Here is a 26,462-nt window from a genome sequence, read left to right as displayed (position 1 = left end):
ATTCTGATTAAAGCCCTTCGGCTAATATACGCTTCAAAAATTGTCCTGTATGGGAGACTCTGACTTCCGCCACCTGCTCCGGCGTACCTTCGGCTACCAGTTCGCCACCCGCTGCGCCACCTTCTGGGCCAATGTCAATAACCCAATCGGATTCCCGAATCAATTCCAGACTGTGCTCTACAACGACAACGGTATTCCCCGACTCAACCAGCTTATCCAGCAAAATATGGAGTTGCTTGATGTCTGACGGATGAAGGCCGGTTGTTGGCTCATCCAACAGATAGAGCGTGTGTTTTTTGGTCTTTTTACTCAGCTCTTTTGCCAGCCTGATCCGCTGTCCCTCACCGCCTGACAATGTTTTAACTGATTGACCCCACTGGAGGTAACCAAGTCCAACTTCACACAACATCTCGACAAGATCGGCGATTTTGGTCTGACTTTTCAAGACAGGCAGACTTTCGGCAACCGACATATTTAGGACATCGGATATCGAGAAGCCTTCGTATTGAACCTGTAACACTTCATCCACGAACCGTCTGCCCTTGCAGTCATGACAAGTTACCTCCAGATCAGGCAGGAAGTTCATGTCTACAGACAATACCCCAAGACCTTGACAGGTTTCACAACGCCCTCCGGGTGTATTGAACGAGAAGTGCTTCGCAGTTAGCTTTCGTGCTGTGGCATCTGGCAAACCAGCGAATAGCTGACGCAGATGCGTAAATACATCGGTGTAGGTGGCAACATTCGACCGTTGCATTCTGCCCATCGGCGTTTGGTCAAAAATAACGATATCACCGACGTTCTCCAAACCTGTTATCTCTTCACAACCTGTTGGTTTCTGACCTGACTCCATACCCTGTGCAAGGATATCAAATACAAGCGTAGATTTGCCGGACCCCGAAACACCCGTTACGGAGATCAGTGTTCCTAATGGAAAAGATACAACCGGAATATCGATGTTGCGCAAATGCGCTCCCCGGATGGCAAGATGCTGCCCCGTACCTGTTCTTCGGTTATAAGAAGGACTAGCCAAAGATTCATTTCTCAGATAAGCTCCCGTAACCGAAAGTTCACTTGCCATTAAATCCTCCAGACTCCCTTCACCAACAACTATCCCACCATTGACTCCAGCACCAGGTCCAATGTCGATCACATGATCGGCAGCACGCATCATCTCAATATCGTGTTCAATGACGAGGATCGTATTGCCCAGATCACGAAGCTCCTGAAGTACACGAATCAGGCCAATGGTATCTTTCGGATGAAGCCCTGTTGTCGGTTCGTCCAGAATATACAATACACCCGTTAAACCAGAGCCCAGAAGCGATGCAAGTCGTAATCGCTGAGCTTCACCACCAGATAAAGTTACGGTCTGACGATCCATGGAGAGATAGCCAAGTCCAACATCCATAATGCGCTTCAATTTGGTGGGCAGATCATGAAGGATTGGATCAAGCAGATGATGTGCCTCGGGTAAGATCACTTCTTGAAGTCCTGCCGTCCATTCCAGCACTTTACTGAATGACCAGTTGGTAACCTCGGAGATAGATGCGCCAGCTACGTTTACCAACAGAATTTCTTTTTTCAAACGGTCCCCCTGACATTCAGGACACTGCTGTTGATGAAAAAAACGTCCGTCTTTTTCCGTTCCACCACCTTCTCCTTCCTTTTCCTTATAGCGTCGCCACAATCCGGGGATTACACCTTCGAACTTGGTTCCCTGGATCGGCTTGATATTAGGGTAATGCTGCTTGAATTCTTCGCTATCGACGCCGTAGTACAGCAAGTCACGGTCGATTTCACCAAGGTCCTTCAATGGCCGATCCGGATCGAATCCGAATCCAAAATGCTTTCCAGCTGCAACCAGAATTCGGATCTGAATATCCCGATGCACACCATTTAAGGAAGCTACACCTCCATCCCGCACACTAAGCTCAGGATTGAATACAGCGGCTTCGTTGATTGATGCCACATGCCCCAGTCCACTACATACATCACAAGCACCCTCCGGTTTGTTGAACGAAAAGTGTGACATACCCAATTTCTCCAGCTCGACATTGCAATGCGGGCAATGCATAGTCTGATGACCCATGTATTCGTCTTCCTCGGTTAGATGACCAGCCGCTTCCCACGATGGCGAAATGTTGCCGTTACAGGATGGACATGTACGCTCCCCAAGTCTGGAAAAAATGAAACGAACGTAAGTGTAAATGTCTGTCACTGTTCCTACCGTTGAGCGTGGATTCCGGTTAGTAATGTGCTGTCCTACGCTGATGGAAGGAGAAAGACCTGTGATCGACTCCACTTTTGGTTTGCTGATCGAATCCGATGTTAACCCCATCGATTCCATGTATTGTCTCTGGCATTCTCGCTGAAGGGTATCCATTGCCAGCGTGGATTTGCCGGAGCCGGACGGACCCGTTAAAACAACCAATTTATACTTCGGAATCGAAAGTGAAATATTCTTCAGGTTGTTCTCCCGTGCACCTTTAATCATCATTGTGTCTCTCAAAATCGATCGTCCCCTTTGCAAATAAGTACAGAGTTCGTTAAAATAAGTTGAAATTATTCATACGTCAATCTAGTATCTCCAAAATTTATTATCTTGTTAATCTAATATCTCGATAATCAAGATATATGTCATCTTAAGAGGAGGGTTATCTTTTGTCAAGAGAACATCAACAACAACCTACCGAATTACAGGAGAATTTTACGTTACGCATGCGAAGCCTGGGTACACGAACCGTTTTATATCAGCAGCATGTGGCTGCCTCTTTGGGCTTGTACAATAACGATTTCATATCCGTGGATATCCTGCGCGAGAAAGGTCCAATCACTGCAGGTGAGCTGTCAAAACTTACCGGTCTGGCCACAGGGAGTGTCACGACATTAATTGACAGGCTTGAGAAGAACGGCTTTGTTCGCCGGGAAAATGACCCCAATGACCGCCGTAAAGTCATCATTGTGCCTTTGTACGAAAACAAGGAAGAGGTCAGCAGCACATACCTCACCCTTCACGCAGCTATGGTTAAACTGGCTTCCACTTACACTGAGGAAGAACTGGAGCTTATTACAGGGTTTCTAAGCAAAGCAGGAAATGTACTGGATGAACAGATTGATGATCTAAGTTCCAAAATTCGCGGCAAATCAACATCTTGATATTAGAAAAATAAAAAGGACGATATCCGCATGTGATCAAAATCACTCCGGTATATCGTCCTTTTTACATGAGATTAAATTAACTTGCTATTGGTCAAAGCCTAGCCTGTTTAAAACTTAATTGGATTCGTTGCCAAGCCCGCTTAACGGATCTTTTAAACCATTAATATTATTAATCAATTCGGGAATTCCTGTCTTCTCCCAGTTTTCTGCAGTAAAGCCCTGCTCTGCAAGCGTATTCTCAAATTGACCCACCACTTCAGTTAATTGATTGTTGTAACTGACCAGATTTTCATGAATGCTTTCTCCTATCACTGGTGCTGTCAGCTGAGAGAATTCACTGGCTTCCGCCTGAATCTGATCTATTTTCTCCTGTACCTGAGTTGTTATTTCCGGGTTACTCACCGCTCCAGATGCGAGTTCTTGCAGATCGGCTCCGGCGTTCGATACTTGTTCTATATAATCAGTAGCCCCACTAACGTAATTAAAACTTTGATTCGCTTGTTCTACAACCGAACAGGCGGATATCACAAGAATACTTGATGCAATGAGGCCTGCCATCATCAATGTATGCTTTCTTTTCCGTTTAATTATGACCCTCTCCCCTTATTCAAATTAAAGTGTTTCTTCCAGATTTATGATAACTGCTCCGTATACTACATTGCAAATGGGTCTGCACTCTGCGTTATTAACATGTATAATAAAAGAATCATACGGTAAAGGGATGTCATGAATATGCTTCAGGCCTTAAATGTACGCTTGAACCGCATCATGCCACTGATTACCCCAATCAGCATTATTATTGGCGTTCTTTGCGGGAATCTTCTTTCTTCTTATACTTTTTTGTCGCCATGGCTTTTTGCTTTCATGACGTTTGCCGGAAGCATCAGTCTCGGGATACGGGATTTTGTGAACGTGCTGAAGAAGCCTTTCCCACTGTTTGTTTGTCTGTTTATTTTGCATCTGGCGATGCCTCTCATTGCTCTGGGCATGGGTCACCTGGTCTTCCCAACGGATGCCTACACGATAACGGGCCTTGTTCTGGCTGCCGTTATTCCAACAGGTGTGAGCAGTTTTATCTGGGTCAGCATCTATCGGGGCAATATCGCGCTGACACTGTCGATTATCCTGATTGACACCATGCTTGCTCCTTTCGTGGTACCCGGTGTGTTATCCTTGCTGATTGGCACTAGTGTATCGTTGGATATTGCAGCCATGATGAGCAGTCTTTTCTGGATGATCGTTGTCCCCTCCTTGCTCGGAATGCTTTTGAATGAATGGACCAAAGGGGCCATTGTTCCGGTCTGGGGGCCCAGACTGAATCCGTTCTCCAAATTGTTCATGGCAGCGGTTGTCGCGATTAATGGTTCTGTTGTTGCCCCCTATTTGGCTGACTTTAACTGGCAGCTCGCTGGTCTGGCAGCCATCATTATTTTTCTGGCCTCATTTGGCTATGCTCTAAGCTACTTCGTTGCCCGATTACTCGGTTGGAATGAAGCCGATCAGGTTGCACTTGTGTTCAACGGAGGCATGCGCAATATTAGTGCGGGAGCGGTGCTTGCCGTATCTTATTTCCCTCCACCAGTTGCCGTCCCGGTTGTACTAGGCATGGTATTCCAGCAGATGTTGGCCTCGCTTGCAGGATATCTGCTTGGGCGTCGTTCGCAGACTCTTCACAATACTGATAAGACGTCTGCAGCCTGAATGCGAATCCGCCATTGTACCGTTTTATCTTAAATATGCTCCAAACACAAACAGCAGATCAGAATATTCTGATCTGCTGTTCCCTTGTCTAGAACATTGTGAACGTCTAGTCTCTACCATACACTTCCACTTCATAGAGTGAGTAACCATATTGGGTGGCTCGTTTCTCACCCGTGAGTCGCACATATTTTCCTTTTCCGTTGACCGCAAGCTCCTCTATGCCACCTTTGCCATCTTGCGTATGATACACTTCCTTCCAAACGGTACCATCTTCGGATACGTCAATACGATAAGCGGTAGCATAGGCTGCTTCCCAATTCAGCTTGATGCGTTTTACTTGCTTGATCTCTCCGAGATCAATCGTAATCCACTCCGGGGTATCACCAAATCCGGAACTCCAACGTGTCTCGGGATTGCTATCGACTGCATTATTGCCAACAAAAGGCTCTTCAGTTGAAGAAACAGTCACATTTTTGTTGAGTGCAAAATTAACGTTGGTATCCCCTCCATCTTCTCCACCTTCATTTCCTCCGTTTTCTCCGTTCCAGGGAATCCATGAATCAGAAACTTCGGTATTTTGGGTTGGATCGACTCTTACCAGAGATTTAGGCCCAACGACAGCTTTTCCAGTGGTCCCAGATGCATTTTTGAAAGTGACCGTTACACTCTCATCTGTCGGATTCCAGATTTGTGCAGTATACGTTCCATTTTTCTTGTAGACGGTTGCACTGCTCCATCCGGTAGCCCAGATGTCTTTTGTCCGCTCACCCAGTGTTGCCATACTGTTTACGAACCAGTACGTATTAAAAATTTCATTTTTTTGCATAGATGTAGCATTCCACTTGGCAAGCACTGCAGCCGGATCACTTAGCGCTTGAATAGGCCATACAATATGCTGCCATTCTCGTTCAGGTCCACCGTTATCGGCAACAAATCCGTTGTACAAACCAGCAGCCTTCGTTTTGTCCAAACCATAACTGGTCAGATATTCACTGGTTGGCAGCCAGTGGATACCATAAATATGAACCGGTTCACCGCTGAAGAAGGTACCAAAGAAATACGAACTTCCATAGACTTGCCCTACAGAAGCGTGTTTCCACTCATCTAGCCAATTATCCCCATCATAGTTGAACCAGTATTGCTCAATTGCCTTCAGTTCAGTTGTGAATCCGTAAATCGCTGCATCCCGGAAATCCTCATCTTTAGTTAACAGGCTCCACATATACTGCCCTACCCAGCCAAAGAGGGATTCGCCAGCAGCTTCCTGATTATTGCCACTATCATTATCTGCATAGCCTCCTGCCCAGGAATGGCCCTGATAAGGATCAAAACTGCGGAAAGACGGATACAACGGATCGTTCTTGGACGGATTGCCATAATCCCGAATAAGATGATCCACCATATCACCATAATCTGCCCGGAACTGCTTATCAAAGGTAGCCAGCACCGCTGATGCAAATACATAATACCCATACGTAAAATGATGATCGGTAATTCCATAGTTAGCACCAAATTCACTTGTCTTGTAGTACATCGTTCCCCAATCATCATTGTAATAGAGGAAATAATCAGGTTCACCTGCTGTGTACGTATACCAATCGACCAGAATCTCTTTCATGCGGGAAAGGAACAGGTCACGGTAGACGGTCTCTCCCATTTCGTTCGCTGCAAGTACACCCATGGCAAGAGGATGAAGTTTTTTGCCTTGCCAGTAAGCGTCAGCAGCCATCAGATTGTTGTCTGTCTCCGCTTTGAGCATTTCGAGATAAGCTACCATCTCTTCTCGGTTGTATTCTGCATTGGTAGGTTCCGTGAACTGGGGAACCATGCCGTAGAAATGATCCTCCACCGTAAACTGGTTACCTTCTCGCACTTTCAACGTTCCACGAATGGACGGATATGTGAGCGAAGTCAGCAGAGAATTCGAAATTTTCCATTGATGTGGATATAGGGCCTGCAATGTGTTCGCTGAGAACCCTGGACGCTTCACTTCGGTCTCGGCTTTGAAGTTGGTCGTAACGGTAGACGTTTGCTCGTTATAGTTGTAAGTAACCTCTGTGTTCGTTACAAAGGCATAGGCATGTTCATGGAATTGATTCAGATCCGTTAAAGACGGCATTGTCGCAGCGGATAGATAACCTTTGCCGCCTCCAAGCTGGAGTTTGATCTTGGCTCCCGCTTTTTTGAATACTGTTCCTTCCGGGGCAAAAATTCCGTAGTACCGTTCCTCTTTTCCCCCAGCCGGATCGCCACTTTGATTCTCCAACTGAATGCCAATATGATCTCCCGTAAAGGTATCACCATCCGATTGCAATACCGTTTCTCCATTACCATTCACGACTTTAGTAATGAGCGAAGAAAAGATTTCGGCTGTATTAGGATTGTTGAATTCCATAAACACATAAGGTGAACCCTTTACAAAGGTCGTTTTCATTTTCGCCGAAGCATCGTCACTCAGTATCGTATCTACCGCATAGTCGCTGTACCCGCTTACTCGGGTTTCCATATTATTGGCATTAATATTGGTGGACATAAAATACAGATCCGGGTTGCCGTCTGCATTCACTGCACTTCCATCTCCATTAATCCATCCTTCCCCTGGGTTCAAAAGGCCGAGCCCTTGGGGGTAGAACTTGGATTTGAGTGGCAGTGTAATAATAGAATCGCTGAGCGGCTTAATAAGCAGGGACTGCCACCAGTCATTGGACGCAATAGGTGCCTGAACGTTATCCGTTTTATAGGAAGGATATTTGGGCTGAGGCATACGGATGTCATTCGTCAGATAACTGCCCTTTCCTACCTGAACCGTGCTGGGACTTGGCAATTCAGGAATAGGGTAGGATGGCTTCGGCGTTCCTTCTACATAGTCGTATACTTCAAAATCAAACAGGGAGTAACCAAAATTGGTCGCTCTTCCGATGCCTTGCATTTTGACATAACGTCCGGATGCATACATCGAAATATCCTGTTTCCCTCCATTCCCATGCAGCTCCCTGTACACGGTAGTCCAGGCAGTGGCATCATCGGAGACTTGCAGATCAAAGGCACGTCCTGCAGCCCCTTCCCAGTTCAGAACCACTCGTCCAATGTTCCGCTTGCTGCCCAAATCCACATAGATCCATTCATCATCCGTATGATTTGAACCCCATCGGGTAGAGGAATTCCCATCGACTGCATTCTCGGGAAGTGTTGCCCCTGGGGGCAGATAATCGGATTGTTCATAGGAAGAGACGGTTACTTGCTTACCCTGTGCCACATCCGGTCCATATGTAACAGGTGGTACACCGGTTCCACCGGTTCCGTACACTTCCAACTCAATGATGGAGTAACCATAATTCGCGAGGGCCCTTTCTGTCCCTAATACGCGTACGTAGCGGCCGCTTCCATTAACGGTGAGCTCATCATTCCCGCCATTGCCTGTAGCTGTATTGTAGATGTCAGTCCAGTTCACTTCATCAGTTGAAACCTGAACTTGATAAGCCTTGGCATATGCTCCCTCCCATTGGATGCGTACTTTGTCAATCGTAGCAGTGTCACCCAGATCTACATACAGCCACTGCGGATCTTTGCCCCAGGCACTCGACCATCTCGTTCCACTGGAACCGTCAACGACGAGATTCGCCGTATTATTCCCTTCAGTTGATGAAGCATAAGCTGGTCGATTGCTAGACAATAGATAGGATGCAGGTTCAGCCTGAGCTTTGGATGGGACAAAGCCCGGAAACAAGGTGGTAAATAATGCAGCGATCAATGCAATCGCCAATCCTTTGCCAGCAAACGCTCTTCTTTTACTTCTTGATGCCATGTCTTAAAATACCCCCTTAAATGGGTGATAGGTACCGAAGTCATGATGTGGAATATGAAGATGTATCGGCTCCTTTTCATTTTAAATTGGGTACGCTTACAAAAAATACTATACCGAGCAACGATAAGTGTAACTTTGCACGGAACTACTCCTGTCTGGAAGGCGGAGACATAACCGGAAAAACAATCGTAACTACCGTACCTGTTCCCACTTCACTACGAATACTCACGCCATAGTCCTTGCCATAATGAAGTTTGATCCTCTGGTTCACGTTACGTATTCCGTACCCTATACCACCTGCACCTTCGGTGAAAATTGCGTCTATAATCTCCTGTTTCATCCCAAGTCCATTATCGTGCACTTCAATGTGTACATGTTCTGCCTGCTTTTTTACCTTAATATGAATCTTGATCTCATCGTCATACCAGGCATGTTCCAGCACATTTTCGACAAACGGTTGCAGTATGAATTTAACTGTTTCCAGCCCTAAAGTTTCCGGCTCAGATTCCAACTGATAATGAATTCGTTCTGCATATTTAATATTTTGAATATCAAGATACGTTCTAACAATGTGAAGCTCTTTCTCGACTTGAATCAGCATTTCCCCCTTGTTTAGGGTAAGACGATAAAACTTCGCCAGCGCACGAATCATCTCATGCAGCTTATCAATTTCCCCAAGCTTTGCCATGCGGCTAATCGAAGAAAACGTGTTGTATAAAAAGTGAGGATTTATTTTTGAATGCAAAATTTGCAGTTCTGCTTCCTTCTTCTCCAGCTTGCTCGTATAGACTTCATCAATTAATTGCTCTGTAGTGGAAGCCATTTCGTTAAAGGACTCCGCAATAATGGCAAACTCATCATTACCTGTGTATTGAATTCGCCGTTGTAGTTCCCCTTCTTTGAAAGCTTCAAGTGATACTACGAGTTTGGAGAGGCGGCTGGAGAACATACGTGCCATAATGAAACTGACAAGGGTCATGACAAGAATGCTGATGAAACATATGATGATGGTCACGTTCCGAACTTTCTGAGAATTGTCCTTAAAGGATGCATTGGGGACCAGTGCAACGATCTGAACAGGAATATTGTGAATCGGTTTGGAGATTTTCAGAAAATCATGGGATTCATTCAACTCCTCGGCAGTATAAGGCAAGGAACCGCCAGGCGAACTCGAATAGAGGAGCTGTTCATCCTGATCGAGTACAAACAGCTTCGTCCCTTCCCCTAATTGATTGAAGTCAACATCTTCAAAAATATCTTTCAACTTAACGGAAGCTCGAATAAGGCCAATGGACTGAAACGTTTCGTAATTAATGGCATGTCTTAACAAAGAGATATATCCGTATTCGGCATCGTTCTCAATTTGCTGCCATTTCATTTCGTCGTAACCGATGCGCAGATTCTGGTACCATGCCTTATCCACAATCCGGCTGGTATGCAAAATCTCATACTGTCTTTCTCCAGCGATCAGTGACTGCTCCGTTTCATTGTAGTAAAATTCACTGATGGTAGGTGCATGCAAATACAAGGAGAGCTTGATTTTGGATTTGGGCAGATTGGTAGCCGATTCAAGTCTTGGCATCACATATTGCGTTGTCACCTGATACTTCTCCCAGTCCAGATAATAGCCCGAAAGCAACGTAGATAACCCCTGATCCTGATAGATTTCATCTGAACTGCGAATAATCTCCCCTACCCTGTATTCCACATTGCTTTGAATCTGACTCACTGCTACCTCAAGGTTATTTCGTGTATGTTCCTCCACTGAACGTGCTGAGGATATATAGGCATAACAACCAATCACTATAATCGGGATAATTACAAGAGCCAGATTGGATATAAGTAATTTATATAAAATGGGCAGGAAGCGTCGTCGATTGCTGTGTTGTATCATGCATCAACTCTGCTTTCTAAAATCGCCGGGCTTCATGCCAAAAGTTTCCCTGAACAATCGGCTGAAATAGGTGAGACTTCGATAACCAACCTGATCGGCAATCTCATAGATTTTGAGATTAGTAGTCTGCAGCAGTTGCCTGGCATGTTCAAGCCGCCGGGCAGCAACATAATCACTAAAATTGACCCCCACCTTATCCTTGAACAGAAATCCAAGGTGATTCGGAGAATACGAGAAATGGGCAGCCAGATCCTTTAGAGTTACGTCTTGTGACAGACGCTGCCCAACATAATGTTCAATATCGGAGAATAACTTCCAATTGGACTTTTGCTTGCGCAAGTAGATATGTTCCGACCATTCGAACACGGTTCGTCTTAGCCAGGATTTAATATCATCCACCGTGTCGAACTGCTGAACGGTCTCAAATCCTTCTGCTTTCCACTTTGCAAAGTGAGGAAAATCACCTTGTGCCTCTGCATTCAAATATCCTTCGAGCCGTGACAGGACATGAGTAGAGAAATGGTGTACTTTGGACGAATCGGAAAAGGCCCGCACATGCTCAAACAGCTCCTCCACGGCATCACAGATCGTGACGAGATCATATGTGGACATCGCTGTAAATAGCCGATCCAGCTGACTATTTACGTCCAGTACATCTCTTACAAGCGGAACATGCACCTCTCCTGGAGAGATAAGCCGATTTTTACCAAGAAACATTTTGCATCCGATTAAATTTCGCGCTTCATCAAAGGATACCGGCAGTTCGGTAACCCGATTCGTTTTTTGTCCAAAGCTGACCGTAATGGTAAAGCGGGAACGATCACGTATGTAATGGATAAGTTCGTTCAGATTCAATTCTATATCCCCAGCATCATAGGAATACATGAGTCCAATTCGGTCCGTAGACAATCGGCACCATGCCCCCCAATTTTTAGTTTCAATCCAGGACGTAATTTGGCGGAAAGTCAGCTCATGCCATCGTTCATATTCTTCATCTGTGAACAAGTGCTGCATATGATCCATTTCTATAATAACGGCATGGGCCGTCTCCGTTCGTAGGGGAAGCGGATAAAGCCGGGTGAAGGACTGCAAGGTTGGCGTATCAATACTACCTTCCATGAGATGCTTCAAGAAATCCTGTTTCACAAAATCAAAATGTTCAAGTGCATCGCTCCCATTGTTTGTCTCCAATCTGGCATTCTCTTCTCTCAGAACATGAACGATTTTTTGCAGAGTTGTCTTAATTTCATCGTCATCCACCGGTTTCAGAATATAGCCATCCGCTTTCAAATGAATAGCCTGTTTCGCATAATCAAAGTCCTCATAACCGCTGATAAATATGATTTTAAGCTCCGGCTGTTTCTGGAGTGCCATTCGGGCAAGCTCCAAGCCAGACATTACGGGCATTTTAATATCGGTAACGAGAATGTCCACATCATGATTCTGAAGGTAATGCAATGCGGCAAGTGGTTTGTTCCCCATGAAAGTGATCTCAATATTAAGTTCGTCCCAGGGAATAAGTTCACGCATACCGACCAGATCGTAATTTTCGTCATCGACCAACGCTGCTTTATACATGATCGTTCGACTCCTTAATAGAGAATAAAAGGGCGTGCCTCAGCACACCCACCGTTTTGACATCGTATAGCTTGGTTCTATTATCATTTCCCCATAATTTTAAGATTCTCCTGCCATTTGGCGGTTTTCCATTTCAGCACTTTGTCATACCCAAGCTTCACAGATTCCGCCTGAGCCTCCGCCAGAATACTCTTTACTTCTTCATCATTTCCGGCGAATACAAGACGAGGAATGACCTGCTTATAATAATCTTTCAACCTTTGAAGAATAATCCCTTCTTCCGAAGTTGCAAGAGGATCCAGATTGGAGAATTCAGTCATGTTTTTGGACGTTTTAAAGGAAACGGTGGACTGGGCAACCGTTGTCCAGTCTTGTGCTTCTTCGGGCAGAAGCTCTTCCCGTTTGGCTTTGACCACATCGACGTAACTTGTGTTACCGTACCAGTTAAACTCTCCGATCTTCATTTCGTCATATTTCTTCGGATCACGGTTAACATAGGCTTCATTCGGGATCGGAACGCCGTCTTTAACCTCATCATAGAACAATCCTTTCGGCCCAAAAAAGAGGACTTGCTGACCTTCTTCACTGGTCGCCCAGTTCATATAAGCAAAAATGGCTTCCGGATCCTTGGCATTCTTCGTAATGACATTCACGTTCCAGCCGAGCGTATTGTATCCACTCGGATACACCTTGTTTTTGTCCACGCCATCAGCATGCACCGGCCAGATGACATCATATCCCGCTTCCGGGTCGGCAGCTTGCAGATGGTTGTTAGCTTCACGCCCTATCCCTTCGACCACCGAATCAAAGGCACTGAATACAGCGACTTTACCATTTTTCAGTTTTTCCAAAATTTGATCACGTGTCTGGGTAAACGCATCTTTAGAAGTTAATCCCTCACGGAATAAACGACTTGCATACATGACGGTTTGTTCAAAAGAAGGATCTGTATAAATAGAAGTTAGCTGCGCTCCCTGCGGTACACCAAATACACCTCCAGAACCCGGTGAAATAAATCCACCTGTGCGATCTTCCGCTGCTCCACTATAGAGCATGCTGATCATCTGAGATTCACTGTCACGCATTTCCCCAAAATCAATCGGAACGATACTGCCGTTATACCGCTCCTTCACCTGCTTCAGATAAGCCTCAAGCTCGCTCCAGGTTTCCACCTTCGGTGATCCCAATTCCTTGTAAATTTTACGATTCACAAGATAGGCTGCATTGCCATTTCCGTTATCACCACTAATAAACCAGTTCGGAATTTGGTATAACTTACCGTCCGCACTGCGGAGCATATTTATCGTCTCTTCCCCGATTGTCTTTACAAACTCAGGATACTTCTCCAGATAAGGGTCAAGTGCTACAAGCTGACCTGCACTGACTAGTCGTTCCACGTCTTTGCCTCGGTCAAGTACTATGGCATCAGGAAGCTTTTTGGCAACAATCATGGAATTGAGTTTGGTCGCAGCCGCTCCGTTGGATTGTACAGGTTCCATCACAACACCAAGCTCGTCTGTTATCCATTTGCCATGTGGGCGTTCTTCCCATGTTGGAGCTGTGTACCAGTCATAATTGACAAATTGGGTGAAGCTGACTGGTCTTACTTTTGATTTTGCATCCGCATTTGGAGAGACGGTTTCACCTGTCTTTATCTGCTCTTTGGTGTTTGCGCTTTCATTTACAGATGAACTTGCCCCCTCCTCGCCTCCTGTACATCCACTAATCATTAGTACTGCACTTAATGCCGAAAGGTGAAGCCAGTGCAGTGATTTACGTCGTTTTTGTTGTTTTCGTTCCATATTTGCCTTGCCCCTCTCTTATACATTTGTATGTTACACGTCTTCCTGTCCGTCAGACAAGAAGGCTTCATAACCATTTTGCGAGCAAACTACTCTTTAAGTGAGCCTACCAGAACACCTTTCACAAAATACTTCTGTAAAAATGGATAGATCATGAGAATAGGTAGCGTGGCCACCATCATCGTAGCCATCTGCAAGGATTTTACGGTAACCGTATTTTGCACCATACTTTGCGCATAACTGTTCAGATTGGTCATCAGCGAAGCCGTTGTTCCTGCGTTGATAATCTGGACCAGCAACGTTTGCAGAGGGATCAAATTTTGATTACTGATGAATACCGCCGGGATAAACCAGTCATTCCACAAAAATACAGCAGTAAAAAGTCCTAGGGTCGCCATAACGGGGCCGGATACAGGCAGCACAATTCGAAAAAATACACCAAAATTGCTGCATCCGTCCATTTTGGCCGATTCCTCCAGCCCGTCCGGAAGTTCCATAAAAAAGGTACGGAAGATGATCATGTTATACACGTTAACCATGCCATGAAGCACGAGGAATAAGAACGTATCATATAATTGAAGGTGATAGACAAGGATAAAGTACGGAATAATTCCTCCGCTGAAGAACATTGTTATTAAGGCAAGAATCATGTAGGTTTTCTTGAACATGATCCCTTTTTTGGACATCGCATAAGCGAATAAAGATGTAAAAAGCAGTGCACATACCGTGCCAATTACTGTCCGAAGAATCGTGATGAGATACGCATTGTAGATATTTTTTTCTTGGAACACAACTGCATAATTCTCCAACGTAAATTGTCTTGGCCAAAAGGTGATCCCACCTGAGGAGGTATCGGAACCTACGTTCAACGACAAGACAAGGGAATTCCAGAACGGATAAAAAGTAATAAATGCCAGAATGCTCAACAGCGCATAGATCACGATTTTGAGAATACGATCTCCTGCAGACAGTTTCATAGACGATCTCCCACTCTTTCACTCGCGGTTTTACCACAAGCTTGTTTTTCCGAACTTTCTTGCCAATGTGTTCGCTACAACCAACAATGTTACACTTAATAACGATTTGAATAATCCTGCCGCGGTTGCATAGGAGAATCGTTGATTAACAATCCCCATCTGATAGACATAGGTGTCGATTACATCCGCAACGGGAAGAACGATGCCATTACTCAAGTTTTTTGTGAGTACCAGAATATCTTCATAACCCGCATTTAGAATGTTACCAATCCCCAAAATCAGAAAGATCATCATAATCGGCATAATATTCGGGATTGTAATTCGAAAGATCTGTTGGAAACGGCTCGCTCCATCGATGGAAGCAGATTCATATTGGGCGGGATCAATGCCGATAATGGCCGCTAGGTAGACAATTGAACCGAACCCAATCTCTTTCCAGACATTTAAGGATACAAGGATTCCCCAGAAATACTCGGGTGTGGACATCCAGTTAACCGGCTCATGAATGAGATTTAGTGCGATCAGAAGCTCATTAACCGCCCCATTATCCACCGCAAGCATAGAGAATACGAGCCCAGAGATTACGATCCATGACATAAAATGAGGAACATAAGTGACTGTCTGAACGACTCGTTTGAACTTGCCTGCCACTTCATTTAACATCAGGGCCAAGATGATCGGCGCGGGAAAACCGATACACAGCTTAAGCAAACTGATGGCAAATGTATTTCGCATCACGCTCCAGAATTCCGGAGATTCAAAGAACATGCGAAAATGCATGAATCCAACCCACGGACTATTCTTCACGCCTGCGAACAAATTGTAATCCTGGAACGCAATAAAAATCCCCCACATGGGTCCATAGCTGAAGATCAGCAAGAATAACAGAGCAGGCCAGATCATAACTTGAAACTCCCACTGTCCCATAAACCTTTTCCACCCTGAAACCGATTTGGTCTGCGTAACTCCCTTTCCCAACAATTGTGGGTGGTCTGGCACATTTACTTTCTTCATTTTCCTCATCACCCACTTCGTCGCTTGATATTTCTATCGTAATCCCAATCCTCTTCATGGAATAGAACTACAACTAACGAAATGTGTACCTAATCAACGAACATGAGAAAAAACAAATTAAAAAACGCCGACATTATTGTCGGCGTTCGAGTTGAAACTTTATTAAGCTACGTACTCTTAAACCTAGTAATCTGAGAGTGAAATTCCAGCTCCAATGATAAGTACGAACACAAGAATATACACAACAATTCCGATGGCTGCCCACAGCAATGATGCTTTGGCATAATTTGATTTCGAAGGATTCGAATCTCCAAATGCCCAAACAAACAACATAATAATGTTTACAAGCGGAATCATCATAAGGAACAATGTGAGCATCCAACTACCGAAACTTACTGGTGGTGGTCCTGGCTTATGTACTCTTTGACTAGCAACTTCTGACATACTATTTTTCCTCCTTTCTCCTTCACTTCAATTGCTACCTGCTAAGACAATCCACTTCTACTTTATAGAGGAAAAGTTTGCCGTTAATAAAAATACCGGAATTCTCATGAATTTACAATGTAATATTTACCATATTAGTTTTGCCCTTCATAGAATGATAATTGTAACGACATGAGCAGATCCCTTCTTCCCTTGTAACAGATATGTATAGTAACGATGTCATCCAAATACCGTAGCAAAACGGTTTGGATTTAAAAATACCCCTTTGTTCAACAAAAATAAATTCATCTTCTCAGATGCTCATACTCTTGTCTACTAAAAGGGGTACCTGTCAGTGATATTCTATTACTGCTATTCCCATCTCCACAATGCCTGTTTATTTCGGCTGAATATATCCTTCAGCTTTGAGCAATTCAGCGATCAGAACTGCACCACCTGCTGCTCCGCGCAGCGTGTTGTGAGACAGTCCTACAAACTTGTAATCATACAGGGAGTCTTCGCGCAGTCTGCCCGTTGAAACGCCCATGCCGCGCTCGATGTCACGATCCAGCTTCGTTTGTGGTCTGTTCTCTTCTTCAAAATACGTAATGAACTGTTTCGGTGCGCTTGGCAGACCCAGTTCTTGCGGGCGACCTTTGAATTGCAACCAACGATCCAGAATTTCTTCTTTGGATGGTTTTTTCTCAAAGGATACAAATACTGTCGCCAGGTGACCATCTGTTACTGGAACACGAATACATTGTGTTGTAATTAATGGTGAGGACGCTTTTACAATCTCATTATTTTGAATGCTTCCCCAGATGCGCAGCGGCTCCTGTTCACTTTTTTCTTCCTCGCCACCGATGTATGGAATCACGTTATCCAGCATTTCCGGCCAGTCGGTAAAGTTTTTGCCTGCTCCAGAGATTGCTTGATAAGTGGAAGCCACCACTTGAGTTGGGTTGAACTCGCGCAACGCGTGAAGTGCAGGTACATAGCTCTGAATCGAGCAGTTTGGTTTAACTGCAATGAATCCGGTTTTCGTTCCTAGACGTTTGCGTTGAGCTTCAATCACGTCCAGATGTCCCGGGTTAATTTCAGGAATGACCATAGGTACATCCGCTGTCCAGCGGTGAGCCGAGTTGTTGGAAACAACCGGAGTTCCCGTTTTGGCATAAGCCTCCTCGAGCGCTTGAATTTCATTCTTTTTCATATCTACAGCACAGAATATAAAATCAACCTGGCTCGCAAAAGCTTCCACTTGGGAAGCATCCTGCACAACGATGTTTTTCACTGCTTCCGGGATCGGAACGGCGAGTTTCCATCTGCCATGTACGGATTCTTCGTATGTTTTGCCTGCCGAGTTGGCACTTGCTGAAATAGCCGTTACTTCAAACCATGGGTGTCCATTGAGCAGATCCACAAATCGTTGACCCACCATCCCCGTTCCTCCGACGATACCGACTTTCAATTTTGCTGACATAGAATCATCATTTCCTTTCAGTGTGAGTTCCCTCTTATTAAACACTATTCAGGCGTTTCCAAAGCGTGTAGCCAACATCCCGGAAAAACCAAAAAATCCCATCCCCAAGACAAAAGTCTCAGGGACGAGATTGTTACACTCGTGGTACCACCCAGATTCGCCAATATGTCGCCATACCAGCCTCTTCGAGTTAAGGATACTGCATAAAATCATGCCCATCCGTATATACTCTCGCTCTGTAACAGGAGCTCCTGTCACACCATCCCTCAATCCTTCAAGTTCCGATGTGCTGCTCTGAGTCTTTATTCAATAAAAAATTCTTTACCCCTTTTCAGCTACCGGAGCTCTCTGTGAAAGAAAACCTTTTATCTACTCATCTCTTCGTCGCATTTGATATTGCGATTATAATATCAAAATTACCATCGTGAAGTAAACACATTTTTTTAGATAACGGAATTAATACGTTTTCAGCGGAGCTGAACAATTCAATTATCGCAAGAAAAACTTCAGCTAAACGCGGTCTGTCTTCTGTGAAAGTACGTCGATAGACGTTTTTTTATAAATTGCTGCAAATAGCTATTTCTTTACTGCTTTTTGGCAACAATTGCATACGTTCCCAGTGGACTCCCAGGCCCAGAAACATGATGTGTTCTAAGTAATTTCAGTTCGGAAATTAGAAGTGTTTTTACTTTGTCCGGAATCGGAAGCATCTGCAGTTCCACTGGCGCTTCTGCCAGTGTCATTTCCGTTTCCCAGCGACCGTCCTGCAGCTCGGGAGAATGGATCGAAGCCTCTTCCTTAATCGTCCAGCCTGCCGCAGAGACAAGCTCTCGGATATCCTCCGGTGTAAAGAGCGTGCGCACATTGGAGAAGCTGTTCTCCTTATAGCATTCAACCTGCGACTGAATCAGAACGGATAACCAATGTGAGAGCTGGCTCACATCTGTAACTCGTGTGTCCCATTCGGCGAAACATAGCTGATGTCCCCACGTCCTAACCTTTTTAAGAATCTCCGCGAGTTCTTCAAACGATTTCAGGTACCATGAACAATGGGAAAGTACAATCACATCAAACTCATTTTCAGCGAATTGAGCCTGTCCACTTAGGATGTCAAACTCATAATCCATTCGAATTCGGCCACCCAGCGGAGATTTCCGCAGCTTGGCTGCCGCTTCCCCTACGGTCAGTGGTGCACCATAATCCTCAGGTGCAATGTCTACACCATGAACGTAACCGTGTTCCCCCACCAGATGTGCAAGTACGGCAGTGGTATCTCCCTGACCACAACCAATTTCCAGAACGCGGCTGCCTTCCCGGATTTCCCAAAAGTGACCCAGTTTCAACCGATGCTCGGTCTGAATGTATTGAATAGCCGCGTTGTCCTCCACGTCCATATACTGAATAAGATCCCTGATGATAGACTCATTCATGATTCCTCACTCCTCAAAGAGCAACTTGAACTTCTTGCTCATTGTATCGTGACAGGCTCCATTGTACAATGCTGGAGTCTATGCCAGAACCATGGCAATGAGCAGCCCCCGTCCTACAGCAGATTTAAACCTCAGCTACATATCAATCCTACGCCCACTGCGTAGCGAGCTTCTGAAGATATGGTGTAAGCATGGGCTGTAGTTCCTTACGCATCAGTCCAATCTCCAGGATCGCCTGAATATATCCGAACTGATCACCAATATCGTAGCGACGTCCTTCCAGTTCAAGAGCCAGCAGTTCTTCCACCTGACTTACTTCTTTTAGCGCATCCGTTAGCTGATATTCTCCTCCAGCACCTCTCTCGATTCGATCCAGAATGGGAAAGATGGAAGGCTTCAGAATGTAACGTCCCATCACGGCTGTTCGGGAGGGCGCTTCTGTAATTGAAGGTTTTTCTACCAGATTGGTGATTCGGTGAACCCGATCCTCTGCCCCTTGTGAATCGATAATGCCGTATTTACTCACGTCAGCAGGTTGCACCTGCCGCACGCCAACAATCTGGCTGCCTGTCTTTTCATATAAATGAATCATCTGTGCGAGCGCTGGTGGATCTGACACCATAATATCATCTCCAAGCAGTACGGCGAACGGATCATCTCCCACGAACTGGCGAGCACATCCAATCGCATGGCCCAATCCAAGCGGCTCTTTTTGCCGGATAAAATGAATACTTGCCATTTCGCTGATCGCTTGCACCTCTTCCAGTAGCGCTTGTTTGCCCTTGGCGTACAGGGAATGTTCCAATTCAACCGATTTGTCAAAATGATCTTCAATCGATTTTTTATTCCGTCCGGTTACGATGATGATATTTTCAATGCCAGATTGTACCGCTTCTTCCACAATGTATTGAATAGCCGGTTTGTCCACTATTGGCAGCATTTCTTTCGGTTGTGCCTTGGTTGCCGGCAAAAATCGGGTGCCAAGCCCGGCTGCCGGAATGACTGCTTTTTTAATTCTCATATCATGAAACACTCCTTTCATTCGCATCAGATGAAGGGTCAGATCCTTGAACGGGCTCTGCCCGGAACACCCAATGCCGACTCGCAATATAATTTATAACCATGCCCGAGAGAGTTGCCAGTATTTTACTCATTACCACGCTCCAACCTAATATGCTGTTGCAGATGTACAGAATCAGAGAAGATAACGCAAGAACCACTAGATTGGTAATTACAAAACGCATGATTTCGTTTTTTTTGCCCTGTCTTCCCGAATCCTGGAAGGTCCATCTGCCGTTCCACCAGTAACTGTTTACGACCCCACAGCTATACGAGATTACCTGGGCAATTAGAGCAGGTGCGCCTGCGGTAGCGAGCAACGTGAATACCAATGCATCCACTGCCGTATTCAGGACACCCACAATGCCGAACTTAAATATAGTGACCAACCGGTTAGTCATGATGAGCAACTCTGCCCGTTAACCGTGACTGACTTGACTGACTCTCCATCTGATACACATCTCTTACGATATAGAGGGGGCGCGCCTTCGTTTCATCATAGATTCGGCCGACATACTCGCCAAGAATGCCCAGCATGATCAATATAAAGCCGTTAAATATCAGCATGATACTGACCATCGAAGGCCATCCTTTGATCGTAGAATCTGTGAATATCGCTGAAGCAATGACACTAAGCATATAGATGAAACCGCCGATGGATAGAATAGCTCCTACGTAACCTGCAAGCTTGAGCGGTTTGTATGAGAATGAGGTAATGCCGTCCAAACTCAGCTTCAACATGCGTTTCAGCGGGTATTTTGTCTCCCCTGCCAAACGCTCATCCCGTTCATACTCAATGGCCGTCTGACGGAACCCCACCCAACTGACCAGTCCGCGAACAAATCGATTTTTTTCCGGAAGACGTTTCATCTCATCACACACCTTGCGATCAATCAGTCGGAAATCCCCCGTATCCACTGGAATATCCGTATCCGTCGACGCACGCAGTACGCGGTAGAACATGCTTGCTGACCATTTCTTGAAGCGTGTCTCACCGCTTCGTCGGGTTCGACGGGCATAGACAACCTCATAGCCCTCTTTCCACTTGGCGATCATGTCCAATATCAGCTCGGGAGGGTCCTGAAGATCCGCATCAATAATGACGACGGCATCGCCTGCTGCATAATCCATCCCTGCCGTAATTGCGATCTGGTGACCGAAGTTGCGTGCGAAATCTATCAGCTTCACACTTTCGTCCCAACGGGCGTAGTCACGGATCATCTGTGCACTTTGGTCCACGCTACCGTCGTTGACAAAAAGAAGTTCGTAACTCTCTCCTGTACTGCCCATGACTTTTTTCAGACGCCGATAGGTCTCCTCAATCACCGCTTCTTCGTTATACATCGGAATGATAATGCTGTAACGGCACTTTTGAGCCATGTTCGTTCCCTCCTTTAACCATTCGATCAAGTTTATAATTTCACTTCATATAGAGTGGTTTGACCGCCGAAACCTGAACCGCTGTCCGTACCCGTCTTCCACTCTGACGTTGGAATTTCGGTACCATGCTCCTTGATCCAGTCGCCGATATCAGAACTGCCACCTCGGCCGCCCATGCCACCTACCATGAAGTATTTCACTTGCCCACTCTTCACGAGTTGTTCCAATTTTTCCGTGCTATACACCGGATCTGAACCCGAGAACCCGCCAAGCGTAATGACTGCTTCATTTTCATCGATGATATATGGAGCTGCCTGGTTATAGTCCGTCGTTGCAAAGAGATAGGTTTCACCTGTGTTATGCTCTCTCAGATAATTCAGTGTTGTGGTGTCCACTTCTTCGTTGCGGTTTCCCGCACCACCTCGGCCACCTGTCGTCGGCATGCCTCCTCCGCCATTCATGTTTCCGCCTGAATTCGGAATTGTTCCCATGCCCGCATTGTTAGGGTCAGCTTCATCGGACGATGGGAAAGCCTGATCGGTGTCGGTGTCATTTGATGTATTCGGCTGAGCCATACCCATTCCGCCACCATTGCGATCACCTTGTCTATCTCCCATTGCCATGCCCATTCCGCCAAACATCCCATTGGAACCTGTCGGCCCGGCCGCCGGAATCATGCTGTTGCCTCCATACGTAATAGGGGTAAATGCCCAATAGGTTGGTCCAATCAGCATGACCATGAAGCCTGCGATAATCAAACCCTGTTTCCATGGATGTGAACGATTAAGCATCACAATCAGGATAACCGTGATCAGAATGCCTGCAATTAACTCACCTATGGACCAACCTGCTCCGATAGTTTCGTTATACACCTGCATGATATACCAGCCGAAGATGGTCGTAAGCAGTACGGATAACGGAAGCAGCCAGGCTTGCCAGCCATTGCGTTCACGATATGCCGACCACATGGCTGCAAACCCTGCTCCGGTTAATGCCGCTACCGGAGGTGCGAGCATAATCAGATAATATTGATGAAAGAAACCAGCCACACTGAAGAATGCAGCTACCGGAAGCAGCCAGGCCAGCCAGAACAGGGCTTCCTTATGCTTATCGGTTATATTTCTCCGTCTTAACCCGGCAAATATGGCGATGCAGCCAAGTAATACAATAGGCAAAAACCAACTGGCCTGACCGGACAGTTCGGTCTGGAATAACCGCAGAGGACCTTTCTCCCCGGTACCAAACATGCCACCCATGCCTCCGCCGCCATTACCACCTCCAAAATTTCTTCCATTAGGCATCTCGCCACCGTTTGGCATCTGACCGCCTGGGAAAGTCATTCCGTTCATGCCACCCATTTCACCATTCCCCGGTGCATTGCCTGTTGGAGCCGAGCCGCTGCCCGATTGACCGGATGCTGAGGTCTGGGAAGCTGCGTTGCCACGGGCCTTGCCTTCATCAGAGGCGTTTGGCATGCCTGCATTCGCTGATCTGTTCTGTTGTCCCGTGAGACGGGATAAGCCGTTATATCCAAAAGCCAGCTCCAGCACCGAATTGGTTTCACTGCTGCCGATATAAGGCCGTTCATCTGTCGGTATAGAATCCACGGTGACTGCCCAGGATAAGGAAACAACTGCCAGCACCGCCGTACTTCCGATCAGCAGAATGATTTTTCTTCTCCACTTTGCGTTGAATGCAAGCAGATAGAACAAGTAGAAAGCCGGAAGAATCATGTAGGCTTGCAGCATTTTCATATTAAAAGCAAGTCCGATGAGTGCAAAGGCAACCAGAATACGCCACGTACTGCCTTGCTTGCTTCCCTTGAACAAAAACCATGAACCCAGCAGCAACGTGAATACCAGCATGCTATCAATATTGTTGGTACGGCTGACCGCTGCCACGACAGGAACAGTCGCCATCGCAAGTGCCGAGATTCGCGCCGCGGCAAGACCAAATGTAGGCTTGACCATGAAATATATCAGCAGCACCGAACCGATCCCCGCTAACGCTTGCGGTAAAATAACACTCCATCCATGCAATCCAAAAACGTAAGCAAAAGCGGTTTGAATCCAGAAGACAACCGGTGGTTTGTCTACGGTTACCGAACCAGCCGAGTCGAGCGATGCATAGAAAAAGTTATGGAAATTCCTCAGCATGCTCCCGACGGCGGTCGTATAATAGGAATTGGCATATTGGTCGTTCCAGATGCCATACCCGTTCAGAAATGCCGCCAGTAAAACAATCGGCAGAAGGACAAGGTCAATCCTTCGTTTGGCGTTATTCAATCTCAATCACTCCTTCAAGTTCTTCATATCAACTATTGTGACAGGCCAAAGTAAAACTGGGATGAGTGCCCGCTGAATGTTGCCTGAGGATAACTTGCAAACTTTTCAGCTAATTTTCAGTTTGGCGAGCGATAATACAGCATATAGACCTCTAGAATTGAGGGTATGTAATCGATGGATTTAACGGGAGGGAACGCCTGCTTATGAAGCTAAGTACTGGCATTAAAATACTATTGGCCGATGATGAACCACATATTTTGCAATTTCTGGAGCTTGGACTAAGCAACGAAGGCTTTGATGTACGTACAGCCCCGGATGGAGCTGCTGCGCTTGAATTGGCACTCGACTTTCGTCCACATATGGCCATTCTGGATGTCATGATGCCCGAGATGGATGGGTTTGAAGTTGTTGAGCGTCTGCGCAAGAGCGGAGCTCAGGTCGGAGTGATCATGCTGACAGCCAAAGATGAAGTTGAAAATCGGGTAAAAGGCCTATGGCTTGGTGCTGACGATTATATGATTAAGCCTTTTGCGTTCGATGAACTGCTTGCACGGATTCAGGCAAGGCTTCGAAATCAGTTTCCTTTATTAATAGGGGCAGTGACTCATGGTCCATTCCGAATTGATGATCAACGCAAAGAGATTACCTATCACGATCAGATTCTGGAGTTATCTCCAACCGAATATGAACTATTAAAATTCATCGTGCTCAATCATGGTATTGTCCTGAGTAAAGCGACCATTCTGAACCGCGTGTGGGGATACGATTTTGGTGGAGAAGAGAATATTGTGGAGGTGTACGTCCGCTCCTTGCGTGACAAACTGGGGGATAAAGAGCATAAACTCATTCGTACACTTCGAGGTGTCGGATACAGGGTGGATCTCTGATGGTCTCTTTATTAAAGAAGGACAAACATCTTTGGACATGGCTGCATCAATGGATATCGCCACGTTCGCTTCGCTCTCAATTACTCGCACGCTCCCTGTTCATTATGGCAGCTCTGTTATTATTAATTGGCATTCTTCAATTCTGGATTATGGAAAGTTTTCTGTATCGCAACCAGGCGAAAACCATGGAAGAGCAGCTCATGTCCATGCCTCCTGTGTGGCTCGGATCGTCTTCACGAAGTGGTGCGACAAGCAATCCTTTTGGTGGGCAATCTGGATCAGATCCAAGAGGATCAGGCAATCGTTTCTTATACATTCCCGATCGTTCACTCGCCTTATTCGATAATCAAAGTGGCTTCGAGGATATTTTTGGTGAAGACGGTCTGACCGCTCCTCGCTTGACATCCGTTGAATATCAGAACATCACAGATCGGATCAACGATAAACAACATGTTCCGTACCGGATTGTAACGGATAATCAAGGCAATGAGCAGTTAATCGTCTTCTCTTCGCCTGGACCACGTAATCGCGGCTTACCCATGGTGCAGATGGGCACTGCTACGAAACCGCTAAAAGACCTGATCGTAAAACAGCTTCTGATCTTCTTGATGTTATCTCTGCTGGCTATGGTGGCCGGACTCGTTCTATACGCTAAAGCACTTCGCCGGACACTGATTCCCTTGTCCAGTATGGTAGATACTGTGCAACGAATTGATGCAGGCAGCCTGGCCGAACGACTTCCTTCTGTCCAGGGACAACAGGAAGTGGATCAGCTGGCGCTTTCATTTAACGGTATGCTTGAGAGACTTGAAGACTCGTTTGAAGCAGAGCGGGAATCGAAGGAGCAGATGCAGCGTTTTTTGTCCGATGCTTCCCATGAATTGCGTACCCCTCTTACCTCCATTCACGGATTCATTGAGGTGCTCAAACGCGGCGCAGCCTCCAACAGCGAGCAATTATATAGTGCTTTGAACAGCATGTATGGTGAATCGATGCGGATTAACAAACTTGTAGAGGATCTGCTGATGCTGACCAAGCTGGATCAGGCGCCTCAGCAGGAGCAGGAAGTCATTCAACTCGACAGTCTGCTGCTCGAAATGCAGCCACAGCTGATCATGATGGCTCAGGAAAGACAGGTTCATCTCGACCTGACCGCTGAAGTTCATGTAATGGCCGATGCTCACAAATTGAAACAGGTTGTACTTAATCTGTTCCACAATGCAGTACAGCACACCGATTCAGATCGGGGAGCCATCAGCATGACGTTATATGCCGCTCAGCATAAAGCCGAGTTAACTGTCAAAGATAACGGCTCCGGGATTGAACCGGAACATCTCCCTCATATCTTTGAACGCTTCTATCGCACAAGCTCTTCCCGTTCAAGAAAACAAGGGGGCGCGGGTCTAGGCCTTGCCATTACACTTTCGATTGTGGAATCGTATGGCGGGAAAATTACAGTACGCAGCCAAATAGGTGCAGGAACGGAATTTACGATTTTGCTGCCATTGGTCAAGAGTGAATCCTAAGCTGAACGAAAGCGTGAGATGCGGATTTTCGTTTATTGCGGCTCTTATCATATGAC

Annotated in this window: 19 protein-coding genes and 1 other annotated feature; of the genes, 4 read left to right on the top strand and 15 right to left on the bottom strand. The window is 45.9% G+C overall.

Annotated features, from left to right (window positions below):
• Nucleotides 1-7 precede the first annotated feature (7 nt).
• Nucleotides 8-2,512 carry an excinuclease ABC subunit UvrA gene (gene uvrA / locus RS891_RS13685; protein ID WP_315795565.1) on the bottom strand — a complete coding sequence of 835 codons (2,505 nt, stop codon included), beginning with the start codon at nucleotides 2,510-2,512 and terminating at the stop codon, nucleotides 8-10.
• Between the two features lie 209 nt (nucleotides 2,513-2,721).
• Between uvrA and RS891_RS13680 the strand changes: the two genes are divergently transcribed.
• The gene (locus RS891_RS13680; RefSeq protein ID WP_181586532.1) at nucleotides 2,722-3,159 is read left to right on the top strand and encodes a MarR family winged helix-turn-helix transcriptional regulator; all 438 of its coding nucleotides are present in this window, start codon (nucleotides 2,722-2,724) and stop codon (nucleotides 3,157-3,159) included.
• 117 nt (nucleotides 3,160-3,276) lie between these two features.
• Here the strand turns inward: RS891_RS13680 and RS891_RS13675 are convergent, their stop codons facing one another.
• A complete protein-coding gene (locus RS891_RS13675) occupies nucleotides 3,277-3,723 on the bottom strand; it encodes a DUF6376 family protein (RefSeq protein ID WP_315795564.1) in 447 nt (148 codons plus the stop codon).
• A 171-nt stretch (nucleotides 3,724-3,894) separates the two neighbouring features.
• Between RS891_RS13675 and RS891_RS13670 the strand changes: the two genes are divergently transcribed.
• Nucleotides 3,895-4,863, top strand: a complete 969-nt coding sequence (locus tag RS891_RS13670) for a bile acid:sodium symporter family protein (RefSeq protein WP_315795563.1) — start codon at nucleotides 3,895-3,897, stop codon at nucleotides 4,861-4,863.
• A 106-nt stretch (nucleotides 4,864-4,969) separates the two neighbouring features.
• On the opposite strand, the gene RS891_RS13665 is transcribed toward RS891_RS13670, so the two are convergent.
• The 13 genes from RS891_RS13665 to RS891_RS13605 form a co-directional block, all read right to left on the bottom strand.
• Nucleotides 4,970-8,668, bottom strand: a complete 3,699-nt coding sequence (locus RS891_RS13665) for a discoidin domain-containing protein (RefSeq protein WP_315795562.1) — start codon at nucleotides 8,666-8,668, stop codon at nucleotides 4,970-4,972.
• A 145-nt stretch (nucleotides 8,669-8,813) separates the two neighbouring features.
• Nucleotides 8,814-10,562, bottom strand: a complete 1,749-nt coding sequence (locus tag RS891_RS13660; protein WP_315795561.1) for a sensor histidine kinase — start codon at nucleotides 10,560-10,562, stop codon at nucleotides 8,814-8,816.
• Between the two features lie 3 nt (nucleotides 10,563-10,565).
• Entirely contained in the window at nucleotides 10,566-12,140 is a 1,575-nt protein-coding gene (locus RS891_RS13655) for a response regulator transcription factor (protein WP_315795560.1), read from the bottom strand.
• 83 nt (nucleotides 12,141-12,223) lie between these two features.
• Nucleotides 12,224-13,942 (bottom strand): extracellular solute-binding protein, encoded by a 1,719-nt coding sequence (locus tag RS891_RS13650; RefSeq protein WP_315795559.1) that lies wholly within the window; start codon nucleotides 13,940-13,942, stop codon nucleotides 12,224-12,226.
• A gap of 89 nt (nucleotides 13,943-14,031) precedes the next feature.
• Entirely contained in the window at nucleotides 14,032-14,919 is an 888-nt protein-coding gene (locus RS891_RS13645) for a carbohydrate ABC transporter permease (RefSeq protein WP_315795558.1), read from the bottom strand.
• 30 nt (nucleotides 14,920-14,949) lie between these two features.
• Entirely contained in the window at nucleotides 14,950-15,846 is an 897-nt protein-coding gene (locus RS891_RS13640) for an ABC transporter permease (protein WP_257219414.1), read from the bottom strand.
• Between the two features lie 270 nt (nucleotides 15,847-16,116).
• A complete protein-coding gene (locus RS891_RS13635; protein ID WP_315795557.1) occupies nucleotides 16,117-16,377 on the bottom strand; it encodes a hypothetical protein in 261 nt (86 codons plus the stop codon).
• 376 nt (nucleotides 16,378-16,753) lie between these two features.
• Entirely contained in the window at nucleotides 16,754-17,839 is a 1,086-nt protein-coding gene (gene asd, locus RS891_RS13630; RefSeq protein WP_113052278.1) for an aspartate-semialdehyde dehydrogenase, read from the bottom strand.
• Nucleotides 17,840-17,956: 117 nt separating this feature from the next.
• Nucleotides 17,957-18,233: a binding site (T-box leader), on the bottom strand.
• A gap of 190 nt (nucleotides 18,234-18,423) precedes the next feature.
• A complete protein-coding gene (locus tag RS891_RS13625) occupies nucleotides 18,424-19,269 on the bottom strand; it encodes a class I SAM-dependent methyltransferase (RefSeq protein ID WP_113052279.1) in 846 nt (281 codons plus the stop codon).
• A gap of 148 nt (nucleotides 19,270-19,417) precedes the next feature.
• Nucleotides 19,418-20,290: a UTP--glucose-1-phosphate uridylyltransferase GalU gene (galU, locus tag RS891_RS13620; RefSeq protein WP_113052280.1), complete on the bottom strand. Its 873-nt coding sequence runs from the start codon at nucleotides 20,288-20,290 to the stop codon at nucleotides 19,418-19,420.
• A gap of 1 nt (nucleotide 20,291) precedes the next feature.
• Nucleotides 20,292-20,729, bottom strand: coding sequence for a GtrA family protein (locus RS891_RS13615; RefSeq protein ID WP_113052281.1), 438 nt, complete (start codon nucleotides 20,727-20,729; stop codon nucleotides 20,292-20,294).
• Nucleotides 20,722-21,708 (bottom strand): glycosyltransferase family 2 protein, encoded by a 987-nt coding sequence (locus RS891_RS13610; RefSeq protein ID WP_113052282.1) that lies wholly within the window; start codon nucleotides 21,706-21,708, stop codon nucleotides 20,722-20,724. Before RS891_RS13610 ends, RS891_RS13615 begins: the two co-directional genes overlap by 8 nt.
• Nucleotides 21,709-21,740: 32 nt before the next feature.
• Entirely contained in the window at nucleotides 21,741-23,993 is a 2,253-nt protein-coding gene (locus tag RS891_RS13605; protein WP_113052283.1) for a glycosyltransferase family 39 protein, read from the bottom strand.
• 203 nt (nucleotides 23,994-24,196) lie between these two features.
• On the opposite strand from RS891_RS13605, the gene RS891_RS13600 reads away from it, so the two are divergent.
• Both RS891_RS13600 and RS891_RS13595 read left to right on the top strand, forming a co-directional pair.
• On the top strand, nucleotides 24,197-24,880 hold the full coding sequence (locus tag RS891_RS13600) for a response regulator transcription factor (RefSeq protein ID WP_063563521.1): 684 nt from the start codon (nucleotides 24,197-24,199) through the stop codon (nucleotides 24,878-24,880).
• Nucleotides 24,880-26,406, top strand: coding sequence for a sensor histidine kinase (locus tag RS891_RS13595; RefSeq protein WP_113052284.1), 1,527 nt, complete (start codon nucleotides 24,880-24,882; stop codon nucleotides 26,404-26,406). Before RS891_RS13600 ends, RS891_RS13595 begins: the two co-directional genes overlap by 1 nt.
• Nucleotides 26,407-26,462 lie beyond the last annotated feature (56 nt).

Source organism: Paenibacillus sp. BIC5C1, from assembly GCF_032399705.1.
Classification (GTDB): Bacteria; Bacillota; Bacilli; order Paenibacillales; family Paenibacillaceae; genus Paenibacillus; species Paenibacillus taichungensis_A.
The sequence above is the reverse complement of the archived record's forward strand: the minus strand, read 5'-3'. Positions and strand labels throughout refer to the sequence as shown.

Bases quoted from the DNA above. Each gene is read 5' to 3' on its own strand.
- RS891_RS13635 (WP_315795557.1), bottom strand. From the start codon at position 16,377: ATGTCAGAAGTTGCTAGTCAAAGAGTACATAAGCCAGGACCACCACCA.
- RS891_RS13650 (WP_315795559.1), bottom strand. From the start codon at position 13,942: ATGGAACGAAAACAACAAAAACGACGTAAATCACTGCACTGGCTTCAC.
- RS891_RS13640 (WP_257219414.1), bottom strand. From the start codon at position 15,846: ATGGGACAGTGGGAGTTTCAAGTTATGATCTGGCCTGCTCTGTTATTC.
- RS891_RS13595 (WP_113052284.1), top strand. From the start codon at position 24,880: ATGGTCTCTTTATTAAAGAAGGACAAACATCTTTGGACATGGCTGCAT.
- RS891_RS13600 (WP_063563521.1), top strand. From the start codon at position 24,197: ATGAAGCTAAGTACTGGCATTAAAATACTATTGGCCGATGATGAACCA.
- RS891_RS13675 (WP_315795564.1), bottom strand. From the start codon at position 3,723: ATGATGGCAGGCCTCATTGCATCAAGTATTCTTGTGATATCCGCCTGT.
- RS891_RS13670 (WP_315795563.1), top strand. From the start codon at position 3,895: ATGCTTCAGGCCTTAAATGTACGCTTGAACCGCATCATGCCACTGATT.
- RS891_RS13610 (WP_113052282.1), bottom strand. From the start codon at position 21,708: ATGGCTCAAAAGTGCCGTTACAGCATTATCATTCCGATGTATAACGAA.
- RS891_RS13660 (WP_315795561.1), bottom strand. From the start codon at position 10,562: ATGATACAACACAGCAATCGACGACGCTTCCTGCCCATTTTATATAAA.
- RS891_RS13615 (WP_113052281.1), bottom strand. From the start codon at position 20,729: ATGACTAACCGGTTGGTCACTATATTTAAGTTCGGCATTGTGGGTGTC.
- RS891_RS13655 (WP_315795560.1), bottom strand. From the start codon at position 12,140: ATGTATAAAGCAGCGTTGGTCGATGACGAAAATTACGATCTGGTCGGT.
- asd (WP_113052278.1), bottom strand. From the start codon at position 17,839: ATGTCAGCAAAATTGAAAGTCGGTATCGTCGGAGGAACGGGGATGGTG.
- galU (WP_113052280.1), bottom strand. From the start codon at position 20,290: ATGAGAATTAAAAAAGCAGTCATTCCGGCAGCCGGGCTTGGCACCCGA.
- RS891_RS13625 (WP_113052279.1), bottom strand. From the start codon at position 19,269: ATGAATGAGTCTATCATCAGGGATCTTATTCAGTATATGGACGTGGAG.
- RS891_RS13680 (WP_181586532.1), top strand. From the start codon at position 2,722: ATGCGAAGCCTGGGTACACGAACCGTTTTATATCAGCAGCATGTGGCT.
- RS891_RS13645 (WP_315795558.1), bottom strand. From the start codon at position 14,919: ATGAAACTGTCTGCAGGAGATCGTATTCTCAAAATCGTGATCTATGCG.
- RS891_RS13665 (WP_315795562.1), bottom strand. From the start codon at position 8,668: ATGGCATCAAGAAGTAAAAGAAGAGCGTTTGCTGGCAAAGGATTGGCG.